The 16,151-nt window shown below is 60.3% G+C and carries 14 protein-coding genes; 8 read left to right on the top strand and 6 right to left on the bottom strand.

Annotation, left to right across the window (positions count from 1 at the left end; translation table 11 throughout):
- Positions 1–16: 16 nt before the first annotated feature.
- The 5 genes from GA830_RS01405 to puuE all read right to left on the bottom strand — a co-directional run bounded on the left by GA830_RS01405 (position 17) and on the right by puuE (position 5,503).
- Positions 17–2,026 carry a CocE/NonD family hydrolase gene (locus GA830_RS01405; protein ID WP_195163367.1) on the bottom strand — a complete coding sequence of 670 codons (2,010 nt, stop codon included), beginning with the start codon at positions 2,024–2,026 and terminating at the stop codon, positions 17–19.
- Between the two features lie 105 nt (positions 2,027–2,131).
- Entirely contained in the window at positions 2,132–2,725 is a 594-nt protein-coding gene (locus GA830_RS01400) for a nucleoside deaminase (protein ID WP_195163366.1), read from the bottom strand.
- Positions 2,722–3,225 (bottom strand): ureidoglycolate lyase, encoded by a 504-nt coding sequence (locus GA830_RS01395; RefSeq protein WP_195163365.1) that lies wholly within the window; start codon positions 3,223–3,225, stop codon positions 2,722–2,724. Before GA830_RS01395 ends, GA830_RS01400 begins: the two co-directional genes overlap by 4 nt.
- Positions 3,222–4,055, bottom strand: a complete 834-nt coding sequence (locus GA830_RS01390; protein ID WP_195163364.1) for a bifunctional allantoicase/(S)-ureidoglycine aminohydrolase — start codon at positions 4,053–4,055, stop codon at positions 3,222–3,224. Before GA830_RS01390 ends, GA830_RS01395 begins: the two co-directional genes overlap by 4 nt.
- Before the next feature lie 14 nt (positions 4,056–4,069).
- Positions 4,070–5,503, bottom strand: a complete 1,434-nt coding sequence (gene puuE / locus GA830_RS01385; RefSeq protein ID WP_195163363.1) for an allantoinase PuuE — start codon at positions 5,501–5,503, stop codon at positions 4,070–4,072.
- 226 nt (positions 5,504–5,729) lie between these two features.
- Between puuE and uraH the strand changes: the two genes are divergently transcribed.
- The 4 genes from uraH to xdhC are packed head-to-tail and all read left to right on the top strand — an operon-like array spanning position 5,730 to position 10,729.
- Positions 5,730–6,092 (top strand): hydroxyisourate hydrolase, encoded by a 363-nt coding sequence (gene uraH, locus GA830_RS01380; RefSeq protein ID WP_195163362.1) that lies wholly within the window; start codon positions 5,730–5,732, stop codon positions 6,090–6,092.
- Between the two features lie 4 nt (positions 6,093–6,096).
- The gene (gene xdhA / locus GA830_RS01375; protein WP_195163361.1) at positions 6,097–7,581 is read left to right on the top strand and encodes a xanthine dehydrogenase small subunit; all 1,485 of its coding nucleotides are present in this window, start codon (positions 6,097–6,099) and stop codon (positions 7,579–7,581) included.
- The gene (gene xdhB, locus GA830_RS01370) at positions 7,578–9,917 is read left to right on the top strand and encodes a xanthine dehydrogenase molybdopterin binding subunit (RefSeq protein ID WP_195163360.1); all 2,340 of its coding nucleotides are present in this window, start codon (positions 7,578–7,580) and stop codon (positions 9,915–9,917) included. The genes xdhA and xdhB overlap by 4 nt, the downstream gene beginning before the upstream one ends.
- Positions 9,918–9,919: 2 nt before the next feature.
- Complete coding sequence (gene xdhC, locus GA830_RS01365) at positions 9,920–10,729, top strand: xanthine dehydrogenase accessory protein XdhC (RefSeq protein ID WP_195164705.1); 810 nt, start codon at positions 9,920–9,922, stop codon at positions 10,727–10,729.
- Between the two features lie 6 nt (positions 10,730–10,735).
- On the opposite strand, the gene GA830_RS01360 is transcribed toward xdhC, so the two are convergent.
- A complete protein-coding gene (locus GA830_RS01360) occupies positions 10,736–11,656 on the bottom strand; it encodes a LysR family transcriptional regulator (RefSeq protein ID WP_195163359.1) in 921 nt (306 codons plus the stop codon).
- Between the two features lie 157 nt (positions 11,657–11,813).
- On the opposite strand from GA830_RS01360, the gene GA830_RS01355 reads away from it, so the two are divergent.
- Genes GA830_RS01355 through GA830_RS01340 form a run of 4 tightly spaced genes read left to right on the top strand, consistent with a single transcriptional unit; the run spans position 11,814 to position 16,151 of the window.
- Positions 11,814–13,031: a urate hydroxylase PuuD gene (locus GA830_RS01355; protein WP_195163358.1), complete on the top strand. Its 1,218-nt coding sequence runs from the start codon at positions 11,814–11,816 to the stop codon at positions 13,029–13,031.
- Positions 13,028–14,347, top strand: coding sequence for a guanine deaminase (gene guaD, locus GA830_RS01350; protein WP_258045522.1), 1,320 nt, complete (start codon positions 13,028–13,030; stop codon positions 14,345–14,347). The genes GA830_RS01355 and guaD overlap by 4 nt, the downstream gene beginning before the upstream one ends.
- A gap of 41 nt (positions 14,348–14,388) precedes the next feature.
- Positions 14,389–14,889: a heme-degrading domain-containing protein gene (locus GA830_RS01345; protein WP_195163357.1), complete on the top strand. Its 501-nt coding sequence runs from the start codon at positions 14,389–14,391 to the stop codon at positions 14,887–14,889.
- A complete protein-coding gene (locus tag GA830_RS01340; protein WP_195163356.1) occupies positions 14,886–16,151 on the top strand; it encodes a glycerate kinase type-2 family protein in 1,266 nt (421 codons plus the stop codon). The genes GA830_RS01345 and GA830_RS01340 overlap by 4 nt, the downstream gene beginning before the upstream one ends.

Raw genomic sequence — 16,151 nt, 5'->3', positions numbered from 1 at the left:
ACCAATGGCCAGAGCCTCAAAGAAAGTCCCTGGCGACAGATTCTTCGAAGTTGCGTTCAAAGACGAGTTTTTCTCCTTCATAAGCAAGAATACGGCCGGTCAAATGGAAAGTTTCGGCGTTTGAGCGCATTTTTGTAAAAGTTTCCGTTCTCACCGACCATTCTGACCGCGACAGCGTTTGCGACCAGTGCGTTTCGCCCTCTGCTGACAGTGGGTTGGAGGGATCGATACTCCAGCTTTCTCGGGCAATGCTGCCATTGACCAGACCGTGGTCACAATCGCGGATTTCGCCGAAATCGTCGACAATTTCCAGTAACACCCGGCCGGTGACGCTGTTGTGACCAACCTTGCGCGTATTGCTGCCTTCACGCAGTGTTTCGGTCTGCCAAGGGGTGGCACCTTCGGGGTCAGGGAAATGGATCGGGCGGCTGGCGTCGTCGGCCGCCAGCGGAAGCACCAGGCTTCCCTCACACACGGTCAGCGCGACCGGCTGCGGCGAGGGCCACACCATCGGCCAGTAGCTGGACGAAATGGCGATGCGAAGCCGGTTTCCGGCCACGGCACGGTAGGCGATGTCGTCGAGCTTGACGGTGACTTCCATCACCCGTCCCGGCAGGACATCTTCGGGAAATTCATGGCTGTTGCGATGGCACAAATTAAGCACGCCATAGCTTATGCGGGTGGACGCGCCGTTTGGCTGCACCTCGCACAAGCGCACTGCCACCATGGCGCGGGCGCGGTCCGCGGAAAGTTTCAGACGCATTATCGGCGTGCCGACGATGTCGCACGGCTCTTCCAGAGGGTCGCTGTCGAAGCACAATGATTTTTCGTCGTCGATGCGCTGGTCACCCGGCAGTTCCGGGCCGAGCCAGATGGCGCAATATTCGCCGCCTGCAATTCCGCAGTCCTGCGGCGAAGCGATTCGCTGAGGCGCGAGCGTGGCCGGTTCGGTTGTCAGCGCGCCACTATCCGCCAGATGGAAACTCACAGACTGTGGCGCGGTGTTTGTCCAGGCCTCGGTGGCTATCCAGCGGCCCGGACGCTCGTTGTACCATTCCTTAGGCGCGACCGAATCCATGACATAAACGCGCATTTCCGGGTCGTTCTCGACACCGGTTTCGATATCCTTCAGCCAGCGGTCCCACCAACGCAGCGCCTCCTGCAGGAAGCCTATCGCTGGCTGTGGGACGGCAAAATGCGGATATTTGTGAACCCAGGGCCCGATGATGCCCTTGGCCGGCGCCTCAACGCCGGTAACAATGCGCGAGACTGCGTTCTTGTAGGCGTCGCCCCAACCGCCGATGGCGAGTGTCGCAGCCTTTATTTCCGAGAAATCTTCGCAGACCGAGCCGCGCTTCCAGTAGACATCGCGGCGCTGATGCTTCAGCCATTGGGCGGGCAGGAACGGCTCGTGCTCGAGCCGCGAGTACCACATCTCACGCCATTTGCTGTCGCCGACCAGCGCGGGATCGGGGGGACGGGATGAATAGGAGAGCATCGTCGCGCCCCAGCCCATATTCTCATTGAGCAGCATGCCGCCTTTGTAATGGATATCGTCGGCGTAGCGGTCGTCGGTCGAGCAGAGCGTGATGATTGCCTTCAGCGCCTCGGGCTGGCGCGCCGCCACCTGCAGCGCATTGAAGCCGCCCCACGATATTCCCATCATGCCGACCCTGCCGGAACACCAGGGCTGGCTTGCTGCCCAGGCAATAACATCGGCGGCATCCTGCAATTCCTGCTCGGAATATTCGTCCTCCATCACCCCTTCCGAATCGCCATTGCCACGCATGTCGACGCGGATCGCGGCATAGCCGTGGCCGGCGAAATAGGGATGGGTCAATGCATCGCGTGCGTTCGTGCCGTCACGCTTGCGGTAGGGCAGATGTTCCAGAATGGCCGGCACAGGGTGCTTTTCGGCGTCCTTGGGCAGCCACATCCGCGCCGACAGCCGACAGCCATCCGGCATGATAATGGCAACGTCCGGGCGCTCCTCGATAGCGCGGGGAAAATCGGTAACGGTCTTCATGCAGAACTCCTGAAATGACATCAGGGCACGGACCGACGTGCAATTTCAACCCGTTACGGGAAATTTTTCTGGGGTGGACAGAATATTGCGCCCCGTTCAACGCTTTCAGTTGAGCGGAATATCGTTTTCGTCTTTGGATTGCTGATAGGTCTCGGACAACGCGTTATAGTGGGACGCAATGGCATCGGTGCGGGCCTCAAGCCGGCTGCGGTCGGGCTCGGGAAGCGCCTTGACCAGCCGGCGTAGGCCAAAGCTTTGCCAGTACGCGTTTTCAGCGTTGTAGCCGCCGGGCTCGAGCGTGAAGACCTCTTTCAAAATCTTCAGATCGTGCGGGATAGCGAAGCTGTCGCGCGAATCCTCGTGGCTGAAAAGATAGTAGAAATTGTCGAATCCGGCCCAAGTTATGGCCGAGAGGCAAAGCGAACAGGGCTCGTGGGTCGACAGGAAGATGCAGTCTTTTGTCTCGGGACGATCGCCCTTCGGCATTTCGTAAAAGCATTTCAGGCAGTGCATTTCGCCATGCCAGAGAGGGTTTTCAGTCTCGTTGTTGGTCTCGGCAATCACCAGCGAGCGGTCGTCCTTGCGCAACAGCGCAGCGCCAAAGAGTTTGTTGCCCTCCGCGACACCTCTGGCCGTCAGGGGGATGATGTCCTCCTCGATCACATCGAACAGTCGGTCGATCAAAGAAACATCGATCACGGCTTTTGCTCCAACCGAATTTCAAAGGGCTCCGAGAAGTGGAATTCTTCGAGATTGACGCCATCGCCGGCTCGGTCCACGACGAGGAAATCCTGTGCCTTGCCCAGCGGGGTTAATACCCCATGCCACAGATTGCGTGGCAAGTTTACGCCTTGGCCGGGTTGCGTGATGAAGGCCTGAGGCTCGGCAGGTCCGTCATCGCCCTCATGGCACACCACCACGAGGAACGGATCGGACGACAACGGCATGAAGGCCTGGCTGCCGAAAGGGTGGCGCTCGACCAGGCTGAGCGTCAGCGGCAGCGTATAGGGCTGGCCGCGAAAAATGCTAAGAATGGTCCGCCCATTTGGCCCCTGCGCTTCTGCTTGTGCCAGCGCATGATACCGCTCGGTTTTTCCGCCATTAATTGGAAAGGGGTCAGGGCCATCGGTGTCGAGCACATCGCCGAATTCGGCAAAGTTTTCGCGGGTGAGTGTGCGCGCAATCAGAATGCGGCTCATCGGAGCGGCCTTCCAAGCTTCATGTGCCGGTTGACGTCTTTATAGAGCAGATAGCGGAATTTGCCCGGCCCGCCGGCATAGCAGGCCTGCGGGCAGAAGGCGCGCAGCCACATATAGTCGCCGGCCTCCACCTCGACCCAATCCTGGTTCAGCCGGTAGACTGCCTTGCCTTCCAGCACATAGAGCCCGTGCTCCATCACATGGGTCTCGGCAAAGGGGATCACGCCGCCGGGCTCGAAGGTCACCACGGTCACATGCATGTCGTGCGACAGGTCCTCGGGGTCGACGAAGCGGGTGGTGGCCCAGACGCCGTTGGTGTCGGGCATCGGCGTCGGCGCAATGTCGTTCTCATTGGCGAAGAAGGCACGCGGTGTCTCGATGCCGTCGACCTTGTCATAGTACTTGCGAAACCAGTGGAAGCGCGCCGGCGCAGCACTATTGGCCCGAAGGGTCCATTGTGCCGCCGGCGGCAGGAAGGCAAAGCCGCCCGGGTGCAGGATGTGGGTGGCGCCCTCCAGCGTTACCATGATTTCGCCGGAGACGACGAACAGCGCGGTCTCAGCTTCCGCGTCTGGTTCCGGCGTGTCGCTGCCGCCGCCCGGCTGCACTTCCATCAAATACTGGGAAAAGGTCTCGGCAAAGCCTGACAGCGGGCGCGACAGCACCCACAGCCGCGTCTTTTCCCAATGCGGCAGATTGCTGGTAACAATATCGCTCATCACACCCTTGGGAATGACGGCATAGGCTTCGGTGAACACTGCCCGCCCGGTCAACAGGTCGGTTTGCGGGGGAAGTCCACCTTCAGGAAAATAATAGGAACGGCCGGTCATGTGTTGGCTCATCACTAGAGGGGTAAAAGAGGACGCAGGCGCAACAGCGCGATGCGCTCGACCTGTCGGCAGGCAGTTTCGAACTCGGTCGTTTCATCATTGGCGAGGCGGGTCTCGAAGGCCGCGAGAATGCCGGCCTTTTCGTGGTCGCGCACGGCGATGATGAAGGGAAACCCGAAGCGCTCGACATAGGCGCGGTTCAGCGTCTCGAAGCGCAGCTTTTCAGTGTCGGTCAGCGCATTAAGGCCGGCGGAAGACTGCTCGTGGAACGAATTCTCGGTCAGCCGTCTCGCCTGGGCGAGCTTGCCGGCAAGGTCCGGGTGGGCGTTCAGCACATCGCGTCGTTCGCCATCTGTCGCTGCACGGAAGGCGCGGCAAAGCGCATTGTGCACGCCGCCAGCGCTGTCATGAGCGGGGCCGAGCTCTAGATCGAAAGCGCGGTCCGCGATCCAGGGTGAGTGTTCGAAAATTCCGCCAAAAGCATCGACAAAAGCCGCGCGGTCCATGCGCGAGGGGCGCAGCGCTGCAGGCTTGTAGGGATGGTGCTCGCGCCAGTGGTTGGCAATGTCGATACGGCGTGCCAGCCAGACCTTGTCGTGGCTTTTGACATAGTCGACAAAGCGTTTTAGCGCTGCCACGCGGCCCGGTCGTCCAACCAGCCGGCAGTGGAGACCGATGTTCATCATGCCGGGTCGCCCGGTTTTTCCTTCGGCATAGAGGGTATCAAAAGCGTCTTTCAGATAGGCAAAAAACTGGTCACCTGAATTGAAGCCCTGGGGGGTAGCAAAGCGCATGTCATTGGCGTCGAGTGTGTAGGGGATGACCAGTTGCGGCGCGATCGGGTTGCCGTGACCGTCATGGTCGAGCCAATAGGGCAGGTCGTCATCGTAGGTGTCGGACACGTAGGCAAAGCCGCTCTCCTCAGCGATGAGGCGCACCGTGTTTTCGGAACTGCGGCCGGTGTACCAGCCTGTCGGGCGCTCGCCGGTCACTTCCCTGTGCAGTCGAATAGTGGCGGCGATATCAGCGCGCTCGTCTTCCATCGCCGTGTCGCGGTAGTCGACCCATTTCAGACCGTGCGATGCGATCTCCCAGCCGGCATCTTGCATGGCACTGACCTGATCGGGTGAACGCGCAAGCGCAGTCGCGACGCCATAGACGGTGACCGGCACTTCGGCTGCGGTAAACAACCGGTGCAGCCGCCAGAAGCCGGCGCGCGCGCCGTATTCGTAGATCGATTCCATGTTCCAATGGCGTTTGCCCGCCCAGGGCGCTGCGCCCACAATCTCGGACAGGAAAGCTTCGGATGCCGCATCGCCGTGCAGGACGCAGTTTTCGCCACCTTCTTCATAGTTGACGACGAACTGAACACAGACATGGGCGCCGCCTGGCCATTGCGGATCGGGTGGATTGGCGCCGTAGCCGCGCATGTCGCGTTGGTATCGCATCAAACTTCCCTTGCCCGGCGCAGTGCCGGAAGCCATTTTTACACTTTTGGTTCGCTTGTTTTTTCGGGAAACCCGGCTTCCACTTTTCCCTGACAAACTATCGAAGGTGGTGGCAGGACATTCCCACGAAAAATTTTGAAAGTCTTTTTGTCGCCTCCGGCTTCGCCAGGACTTATGCATGGCATTTATTTGGCGCACAATCGGATGCGTAATTCTGGGAGATGGAATGTCAATGACGGGCGGAAAGCTCACCACCCACGTACTGGATACAGCAACCGGCAGGCCTGCTGCAGGCCTTTCGATTGCGCTTTACCGGCTCGAAGGGGAACAGCGCGCGCATCTCAAGACGGTCTCCACCAATGATGACGGGCGCTGCGATGCGCCGCTTCTGGAGGGTGACGCTTTCGCCATTGGCACCTATGAGCTGGTTTTCCAATCCGGTGACTATCTGCGTGGGCAGGGCATTGCGCTTGCCGATCCGCCGTTTCTCGACGTGGTGCCGATCCGCTTCGGCATGGCCGAAGCAAAGCACTACCACGTGCCTTTGTTGATCTCGCCCTACAGCTATTCGACCTATCGCGGAAGTTGATCGATTGACCAGACACGCCCCCATTCGCACCGAATTGCGCTTTTTGCTCAACGGCGTTCCGGTGTCGCTTTCCGAAGTCGCCCCTGACGCGACATTGCTGGATTATCTGCGGCTGGAGCGCGCGTTGCGCGGCACCAAGGAAGGCTGCGCGGAGGGCGATTGCGGGGCCTGTACAGTTTTGGTGGGACGGCTCTTTGCCGGTGAACTGGTCTATGAGACGGTCAATGCCTGCATCCGTTTCATGGGATCTCTCGATGGCTGTCATGTCGTCACTATCGAGCATTTGCAGGGCCGGGATGGCGCGTTGCATCCGGTGCAGCAGGCGATGGTGGATTTTCATGGGTCGCAATGCGGTTTTTGCACGCCGGGATTTGTGATGTCGCTTTACGCGCTGTGGATGCGCGATCCGCAGCCAGGCAACAGCGCCATCGAAAAGGCGCTGCAGGGAAATTTGTGTCGCTGCACTGGTTATGAATCGATCGTGCGTGCTGCACAGGCGGTCTCGCGGTACGGCGCGCCGGGCGAGGACGTCCTTGCGGGAGAGCGCTCGGCGGTGACCAGCCAGCTTGTCGCGTTTCAGGACGGCCTGCGTGTTGAGATCGCGACCGGTTCGGGGAAGTTGAAGGTGCCGACCAGTGTCGACGATTTTGCATCAATTCTGGAAGCCGAGCCGAAGGCCACCATCGTCGCGGGTTCCACCGATGTGGGGCTGTGGGTCACAAAGCATATGCGCGATATTTCGCCGGTGGTGTTCATAGGCGGGCTGAATGAGCTGAAGAAGATCTCGGAGGATGAGACGTCGCTTACCATCGGCGCAGGCGTCACGTATTCGGAAGCCTTTGCCCGTCTTTCGGCGCGTATTCCGGCGATGGGCGCGCTGATCGACCGTATTGGTGGTGAACAGGTGCGCAATATGGGTACGATCGGCGGCAACATCGCCAATGGTTCGCCCATTGGTGACATGCCGCCGGCGTTGATTGCGCTCGGCGCCACGCTGACATTGCGCAAGGGTGAAAGCCGGCGCACTGTCCTGCTGGAGGAGTATTTCATCGCCTACGGAAAGCAGGACCGGAAGCCCGGCGAATTCGTGGAGACGCTGACCGTGCCGGTGCCGGTCGAAGGGACGTATTTTGCTGTCCACAAGGTCACAAAGCGCCGCGATGAGGATATCACCGCCGCACTCGGCGCGTTCTTCCTGAAGCTTGGTTCAGACGGGATGGTCGAGACAGTTCGCATCGCCTATGGCGGCATGGCTGCGACGCCCAAGCGGGCGCGGGCGGTGGAAGCAGCCCTCACCGGAAAAGCCTGGAACGGCGATGCCGTGGACGCAGCGCTTGCCAATTATGCGGACGATTTCACGCCGCTCTCCGACATGCGTGCCTCTGCCGAGTACAGGATGCTGGTCGCCAAAAATCTGTTGCGGCGCTTCTACGCCGAGACGCAAGGCGGCAGCGAACCGCTTCAGGTGTCGCGAAAGGCGCTCGCATGACCAGCCATACTCCCAACCTTAAGGCGGAGGCGATCCAGGGTAGCGTCGCCACCAATCAGCGCCATGATTCAGCCCACAAACACGTCACCGGCGAGGCGATTTATATCGACGATATGCCCGAGCCAACCGGCACGCTGCATGGCTGTCTCGGGCTCTCGACGGTAGCGCATGGCAACATCACCGACATCGATCTGTCGGCGGTCAAGTCCGCGCCCGGTGTCATCGATGTTTTGACCGGCCATGACATGCCGGGCGAAAACGATATTTCGCCAACCGGTCGCCATGACGAGCCTGTTCTGGCGACCGAGAGGGTCCAATTTTTCGGCCAGCCGGTCTTTGCGGTGATTGCAAAGACGCGCGAACAGGCGCGCCGCGCCTGCCGCCTGGCGAAGATCTCTTATGAAGAACTGCCGGCCGTGTTCGACATTGGCGGGCTCGATCCGGTCAATGACAAGTGTGTAACGCCGCCGCTGGTTCTGAAGCGCGGCGATGCGGCGGACGCCATCGCCCAGGCGCCGCGCCAGCTATCGGGCAAAATGCGCGTTGGCGGGCAGGATCATTTCTACCTCGAAGGCCATATCGCCATGGCCATTCCAGGCGAGGATCGCGACGTTACCGTCTATTCGTCGACGCAGCATCCAAGCGAGGTGCAGCATATGGTGGCCCATGTTTTGGGCGTGCCAAGCCATGCCGTGACGGTCGAGATCCGCCGCATGGGCGGCGGTTTCGGTGGCAAGGAAACGCAGTCCAACCAGTTTGCGGCTATTGCCGCCGTCGCTGCCAAGCGGCTCGGGCGCGCGGTTAAAATCCGGCCCGACCGCGACGACGACATGATCGCCACCGGCAAGCGGCACGACTTCCTGATCGACTATTCGGTCGGGTTTGACGACGAGGGCAAGATTCTCGGCGTTGATCTCACTTATGCGGCGCGCTGCGGCTTTTCATCCGACCTGTCGGGGCCGGTCACCGACCGAGCGCTGTTCCACTGCGACAACTCCTATTTTTACCCGGCAGTGCACGCCCGTTCTGCGCCGCTTTACACCAACACGGTGTCTAACACCGCGTTTCGCGGATTCGGCGGGCCGCAGGGCATGGTGGGTGCCGAGCGCATCATCGACGAGGTGGCATTTGCGACGGCCAAAGATCCGCTCGAAATCCGCAAATTGAATTTTTACGGCACCACTGACCGCAACGTGACGCCCTACCATCAGACGGTGGAAGACAACATCATCGCGCGGCTGGTGGAGGAGCTTGAGGAAAGCTCCGATTATGCGCGCCGCCGCCGTACCATCCAGGCTTTCAACGCCAACAGCCACTTCATCAAGCGTGGGCTGGCGCTGACGCCGGTGAAGTTCGGTATCTCGTTCACCGCGACGCATTTCAATCAGGCCGGCGCGCTGGTGCATGTCTACACTGACGGTTCGGTGCATCTGAACCATGGCGGCACCGAGATGGGCCAAGGGCTCAACGTGAAGGTTGCGCAAGTGGTGGCCGAAGAATTCCAGATCGATATTGATCAGGTGAAGATCACAGCCACCACCACCGGCAAGGTACCTAATACGTCGGCGACCGCAGCCTCATCCGGCACCGACCTCAATGGTATGGCCGCTCAGAATGCTGCGCGCATCATCAAGGACCGGCTCTGCGATTTTGCTGCCGAGACCCACGGTATCCCGAAGGAACAGGTCATTTTCCTGCCCAACCGGGTGCGGATCGGCAATCAGGAAGTGGCGTTTGCAGATCTCGTTCGCCAGGCCTATATGGCGCGCATACAGCTCTCGGCGGCCGGCTTCTATAAGACGCCAAAGATCCATTGGAACCGCGACAAGGGCGAGGGTCATCCATTCTACTATTTTGCCTATGGCGCGTCGGTTTCGGAAGTTTCGGTTGATACGTTGACCGGCGAGTATGTGGTCGAGCGCAGCGACATTTTGCATGACGCTGGACGTTCCCTGAACCCTGCCATCGATCTCGGTCAGGTCGAAGGTGGCTTCATCCAGGGCATGGGCTGGCTCACAACGGAAGAGCTCGTCTGGGATGAAAAGGGCCGGCTGCGCACGCATGCACCCTCAACCTACAAGATCCCACTTGCATCCGACAGGCCCAAGGAATTTCACGTTAGGCTGGCAAGCTGGCCGGAAAACAACGAGCCAACCGTGCATCGGTCCAAGGCTGTCGGCGAGCCGCCCCTCATGCTGGCAATGTCAGTGCTTCATGCCCTGTCGGATGCGGTGGCAAGTGTTGCCGACCACACAATCTGTCCGCGCCTTGACGCGCCGGCGACACCGGAATGTGTGCTGATGGCGATCGAGCGCCTGCGCGCCGCTCAGGCCTGACGATGGCGCGGATCGCCGAGGCTGTGGGCGCGTTCCTGGCGCAGCATCAGCCGGTCGCACGGTTAAAGGTGAACGAGGCCAAAGGCTCGACGCCGCGGGAGGAAGGCGCATGGATGCTGGTGTCGGCGGATGCCATTTTTGGAACTATCGGCGGTGGCCAGCTCGAATTCATGGCGATAGACGCTGCGCGGGAGTTGCTGGCGGGGAATGCATCCGCTGTGCAAAGTCTCGATGTTCCTCTCGGTCCTGAAATCGGCCAGTGCTGCGGGGGACGTGTCGGGCTCGCAGTCGAACTGGTGACGCCTGATGTGTTGGAACAGGTTCTGGAGGCAGCGCGCATAGAGGATGCGCGACACCGCCCCGTCTTCCTTTTTGGCGGCGGCCATGTCGGTCACGCACTGGCATCGGCCCTTTCCCCTCTACCGCTGCAGGTCCATGTAATTGAGACGCGAGCGGATGCGTTAATCGGCCTGCCCAACACAATCGAAACGCAGCTGACGGCAGTGCCGGAAGAGTATGTGCGATCTGCCCCCGCCGGCTCGGCCTTCGTGGTGCTCACGCATGACCACGCGCTTGATTTCATGATCGTTGCCGCAGCTCTTGCCCGCGACGACGCGGCCTATATCGGCATGATTGGCTCCAAAACCAAGCGCGCTACCTTTACCAGCTGGTATCTCAAGACCGCAGATGGAGATGAGGCACGGTTGCCTCAGCTTGTGTCGCCCATCGGTGGCGACACGGTGGACGACAAGCGCCCGGCAGTCATCGCCGCACTGGCGGCGGCCGAAATAGTTTCTGCGCTGTTGGGATAACCTGCTTTATCGCTCGGCTAGCAATTCCTTGATCAGGCGCTGGCAGCGTTCGGCCATGAAGTCCAGCAGCAGGCGGACTTTGGGGTCCTGGAAGTTTTTGTGTGGATAGACTGCGGCCAGTTGGATAGGCGGCGGTGGCGTATCGGCCAAAATAACCTTCAGCCGGCGATCGCGGATGAAAGGCTCTACCTCAAAACGCGGCTTGTTGACGATGCCGCGACCGGCCAACGCCCAGCCGGTCAGCACATCGCCATCGTCGCTGTCGAAAGGCCCGTGAACTTCAAATTTCTTCGGGCCCTCGGGCGTTGCCAGGGTCCAATAATATTCCTTCGAACCGGGAAAGCGCAGCATCAGGCAATCGTGGTTGTCGGTAACCAGCGCCTCACCTGTCTGCGGTTCGCCGCGGTTTTCAAGATATTTCGGCGCGGCGACGAGTACGCGCTCGCAATCCATGATGCCGCGCATCCTCAGGCTCGAATCTTCGAGCAGGCCGAGCCGGAAGGCGACGTCGATACCTTCCTTCATGATATCGACATTGTGGTCGGAGAGCCTGAGCCGGACTTCGATTTCGGGATAGGTGTCGCGGAAGTCGGGGATTCCGGATGCGATCAGCCTGCGGCCAAGGCCCAGCGGCGCGGTGACCCGGATCGAGCCGCGCGGTTGACCTGAAAGTGCGCTCACCGCGGCTTCCGCTTCGAGGATGGATCCCAGCACCTGCTTTGCACCTTCGTAGAACACCGTGCCGTGTTCGGTCGGCATCAATTGTCGCGTGGTGCGGTTAAACAGGCGCACGCCCAGATGCTTCTCCAGTTCCTTGATGCGGTTGGAGGCGACTGCCGGCGAAATGCGCATGTCACGCCCGGCGGCGGACAGGTTTCCGAGCTCTACGACCCGGACGAAGACGGCAATGTTGTCGAGATAGGCCATTCAGTCTCCAGGTCATTCACACGGTAGCGCGGGCGAGAGTCACAGTATTTTCCATATTTTTTTGAAAGTCATCGCGTATGTTGGGTCTTTCGGTCGATCGTCGAAACGGCAACAATAGGGTGCCGCCAGATGGCGCGGCACAAGGATTGCAGACGGCATGAACGAATTCACGATTTTCTGGGATTGGGTGAGCTTTGCCGTGCGCTGGCTGCACGTGGTCACCGGCATCGCCTGGATTGGCTCATCCTTCTATTTCGTTGCGCTTGATCTTGGACTCAACCGGCGACCGGACTTGCCGCAAGGCGCGCATGGCGAGGAATGGCAGGTGCATGGCGGCGGCTTCTACCACATCCAGAAATATCTGGTGGCTCCGGCTGCCATGCCCGAGCACCTGACCTGGTTCAAATGGGAAAGCTATGCCACTTGGCTGACCGGCTTCGCGATGCTGTGCGTAGTGTATTACGCCGGTGCGGATCTATTCCTCATCGACCCCAATGTTCTCGACATTTCAGCACCGGTGGCGATCCTCATTTCGGTGGCATCGCTGGCTCTGGGGTGGATCGTCTACGACCTGTTGTGCAAATCGCCGCTTGGCCAGAACGATACGCTGTTGATGCTGGTGCTCTATGCGGTCGTAGTGTTCATCGCCTGGGGCTATACGCAACTGTTCACCGGGCGCGCGGCGCTGCTTCATCTGGGCGCATTCACCGCTACCATCATGTCGGCCAACGTGTTTCTTGTCATTATTCCGAACCAGAAGATCGTCGTTGCCGATCTTATCGCCGGGCGCACTCCCGATGCCAAATATGGCCGCATCGCCAAGACACGCTCGCTGCACAACAATTACCTGACGCTGCCCGTGCTGTTCCTGATGCTGTCCAACCATTATCCACTGGCGTTCGGCACCCAGTTCAACTGGGTGATCGCATCGCTGGTGTTTTTGATCGGTGTGTTGATCCGCTACTATTTCAACACGCAGCATGCCCGTAAGGGTAACCCGACCTGGACCTGGCTTGTGGCGGCAGTGCTGTTTGTCATCATCATGTGGCTGTCGACCGTACCCAAAATTCTCACCGGAGAGCCGAAGGTTTCGCAAGCAAGCCAGGCGCTGATGGCGTCGCCGCATTTTTCCACTGTGCGCGATACGGTGCTGGGGCGCTGCGCCATGTGCCACGCGGCTGAGCCCGGATGGGAGGGTGTGCATCGTGCGCCGAAAGGCGTGATGCTGGAGACGGACGCGCAGATTGCCGACCATGCCCGCGAGATCTATCTGCAAGCCGGGCGCAGCCACGCCATGCCACCGGCCAATGTTACCAGCGTGACGGAACAGGAGCGTGCGCTTCTGGCGACATGGTATGAGGAAGCGCGCCGGTGACCGCTATACAGACCTTGCTGCGTGGGCGCACATTGTCGTTCCTGCGCTGGCCTGATAGTGCCGAGGACCACGGTGCCTGTGCCTATGAGGAAGATGGCGCAGTGTTGATCGCCGATGGCGTGATCCTGGCTGCAGGCAGCTATGCCGGCGTAAAGGCCAAGGCTTCACCCTCCGCTATTGTGGTCGATCATCACCCGCACCTCATCTTGCCGGGGTTCATCGATGCGCATGTGCATTTTCCCCAGATGCAGGTGATCGCGTCCTATGGAGCGGAGCTGCTTGACTGGCTAAACACCTATACCTTTCCCGAAGAGCAGAAATTTGTGGATCTTCAACATGGCCGGCGGATCGCGCGGCTGTTCTTCGACGAAATTCTGCGCAATGGCACCACCACGGTTGCCGCCTATTGTTCGGTCCACAAGAGTTCGGTCGAGGCATTCTTCGGTGAGGCGCATCAGCGCAACATGCTGACCATCGCAGGCAAGGTGATGATGGACCGCAATGCGCCCGAAGCCCTGACCGACACGCCGCAATCAGGTTATGACGACACCAAGGCGCTGATTTCCTTATGGCACGGAAAAGGCCGCCAGCATTACGCAGTGACGCCGCGCTTCGCGCTCACCTCCTCGCCCGCGCAGATGGAGATGGCGGGTGCACTGATGCGCGAGCATCCAGACCTGCACATGCAGACGCATCTTTCGGAAAACCATGCCGAGATCGCCTACGCGCTCGAGCTTTACCCCAATGCCGGAGACTACACGGCGATCTACGAGCGCTACGGCCTGACCGGGCCAAAGGCGCTGTTCGGTCACTGCATCCACCTGTCCGAGCGCGAGGCCGATGCGCTGTCCGACAGCGGCTCGGTTGCCGTCTTTTGCCCGACTTCGAACCTGTTCCTAGGCTCGGGCCTGTTTGACTATCAGCGCCTTCGCACCCGTCAAAAACCGCTGCGCATTGCCGCCGCCAGCGATGTCGGCGGAGGCACCAGCTATTCCATGCTGCGCACCATGGATGAAGGCTACAAGGTCATTGCGTTGAACGGCGAAAAGCTGAACCCGCTCGCCTCCTTCTGGCAGCTGACGCGCGGCAATGCCGAGGCGCTGTCGCTGGCAGCGCGTATAGGTACGCTGGAACCCGGAACCGATGCTGATCTGGTGGTGTTGGATTCTTCCGCTACGCCGGCGATGCGGCTGCGCATGGAAACGGTGGGAACGCTTGCAGAAGAGCTTTTCCTTTTGCAGACGCTCGGCGATGATCGTGCGGTGCGCGAGGTCTATGTCGCCGGCAAAGCGATGAAAGCCGACCTTGCGTCATAGGCCGGCTGGCGGCTATGGCGGTAGGTAAGCAGGGGGAGCAGATGGATCGCGCACAGGACATCGCAAAAATAGCCGAGCAGGAAAAGGTGCTGGTCTTCGACAGTTTCGATGAGGCCCGCGCATTTTCTATCGGCTCACTGCTGCGCGAGCGCGGGTTGGCGGAAAGCCTGCCCATCATTATCGATATCCGCTTCTGGGACAGACCGCTGTTTTACGCCGCGCTGCCCGGCTCCACCGGCTCTAATTTCGACTGGGCGCGGCGCAAGCGCAATGTGGTGGAGATGTTCCACAAGAGCACCTACCGGATGGGGCTAGAACTATCGCGTGACGACAAGACATTTCCGCCGGGCCATGGGCTCGATCCGTCCGAGTTTATTCTTGCTGGTGGCGGCTTTCCGATAACGGTGAAGGGCGTTGGCGTGGTCGGAGTGATCGCGGTGTCGGGTCTGCCGCAGCGGCAGGATCATGAGTTGATCGTCTCGGCATTGTGCGAACATCTCGGGCGAAACGCGCGTTCGCTGACCCTGTCGGCAGCGGAATGAGCCCCCACACCAAAGCCTTCCTGACGGCCATCTTTGACGCTGCCGTCGCAGCGGCCGATCCTGAAATGACGCTGCGCCAGCATCTTCCTGCAAAACCGAAAGGCCGCACCATCGTCATAGGTGCCGGCAAGGGGTCGGCGCAGATGGCTGCGGCGCTCGAAAAGGTCTGGGACGGACCATTGTCCGGTCTCGTCGTCACCCGTTATGGCTACGGTGCATCCTGCCGCTTCATCGATGTAGTGGAGGCGGCGCATCCTGTGCCTGACGAAGCCGGTCTCAAGGCTGCCGCACGGCTCCTTAAGACCGTTGAAAACCTGTCGGCGGATGACCTGGTCATTGCGCTGATTTCCGGCGGTGGCTCGGCGCTTTTGCCCTCGCCTGCCGGTAACCTGACACTTGCCGACGAGATCGCGGTCAATGAGGCGCTTCTAGCCTCCGGCGCGCCGATTGCAGCGATGAATATGGTGCGCAAACATGTCTCGGCCATCAAGGGCGGACGGCTTGCCGCTGCGGCTTATCCGGCCAAGGTGGTGTCGCTGGTAGTCTCTGATATTCCAGGCGACAATCCGGCGCTGGTGGCATCTGGCCCGACTGTTCCTGACCAATCCACCCGCGCTGATGCGCTTGCTGTCGCCGATACCTACCGGATGACCTTGCCAGAAGCCGTGATGACGCACCTATGCTCGCCAGCGGCTGACGCGCCCTTGCCGGATGATGCGCGCTTTGCTGGCAACGAAACCCGTATCATTGCATCCGCCGCTGTCTCGCTCGCCGCTGCCGCCAGGTTTGCGGAGGACCACGGCGTCAAGGCAGTCATCCTGTCGGATTCCATTGAGGGCGAGGCGCGCGATGTCGGCGCAGTCCACGCGGCTATCGCGCGTGAGGTGGCGTTGCACGATCGTCCGTTCCAAAAGCCAGTACTCATTTTATCGGGTGGCGAAACTACGGTGACCCTACGCGCCAAGGGCGGCAAGGGAGGACGCAACAGCGAATTCCTGCTCGGTTTTGCGCTCGGCATCGACGGTATTGCAGGCATCGAAGCGCTCGCAGCCGATACCGATGGCATTGACGGTTCTGAAGACAACGCCGGCGCTTTCGCCGATGCCACCAGCGTCGCTCGCATGCAGACAGGCGGCATCGACGCCCGCGCCATGCTTGCCGCCAACAATGCATGGACCGCATTCAACGCCGTCAACGACATCTTCAGGCCCGGGCCGACCGGCACCAATGTCAACGATCTGCGGGCGATCCTGGTACGGTGA

The sequence above is a fragment of the Mesorhizobium sp. NBSH29 genome (assembly GCF_015500055.1).
Classification (GTDB): domain Bacteria; phylum Pseudomonadota; class Alphaproteobacteria; order Rhizobiales; family Rhizobiaceae; genus Neomesorhizobium.
Note: the sequence above shows the minus strand (reverse complement) of the source record. Positions and strands in the feature narration are given on the sequence as shown.

Coding starts and splice junctions, on each gene's coding strand:
- GA830_RS01345 (WP_195163357.1), top strand. CDS start 14,389: ATGGATCGCGCACAGGACATCGCAAAAATAGCCGAGCAGGAAAAGGTG.
- xdhB (WP_195163360.1), top strand. CDS start 7,578: ATGACCAGCCATACTCCCAACCTTAAGGCGGAGGCGATCCAGGGTAGC.
- GA830_RS01405 (WP_195163367.1), bottom strand. CDS start 2,026: ATGAAGACCGTTACCGATTTTCCCCGCGCTATCGAGGAGCGCCCGGAC.
- GA830_RS01395 (WP_195163365.1), bottom strand. CDS start 3,225: ATGAGCCGCATTCTGATTGCGCGCACACTCACCCGCGAAAACTTTGCC.
- GA830_RS01360 (WP_195163359.1), bottom strand. CDS start 11,656: ATGGCCTATCTCGACAACATTGCCGTCTTCGTCCGGGTCGTAGAGCTC.
- xdhC (WP_195164705.1), top strand. CDS start 9,920: ATGGCGCGGATCGCCGAGGCTGTGGGCGCGTTCCTGGCGCAGCATCAG.
- GA830_RS01355 (WP_195163358.1), top strand. CDS start 11,814: ATGAACGAATTCACGATTTTCTGGGATTGGGTGAGCTTTGCCGTGCGC.
- GA830_RS01340 (WP_195163356.1), top strand. CDS start 14,886: ATGAGCCCCCACACCAAAGCCTTCCTGACGGCCATCTTTGACGCTGCC.
- puuE (WP_195163363.1), bottom strand. CDS start 5,503: ATGCGATACCAACGCGACATGCGCGGCTACGGCGCCAATCCACCCGAT.
- uraH (WP_195163362.1), top strand. CDS start 5,730: ATGTCAATGACGGGCGGAAAGCTCACCACCCACGTACTGGATACAGCA.
- GA830_RS01390 (WP_195163364.1), bottom strand. CDS start 4,055: ATGACCGGCCGTTCCTATTATTTTCCTGAAGGTGGACTTCCCCCGCAA.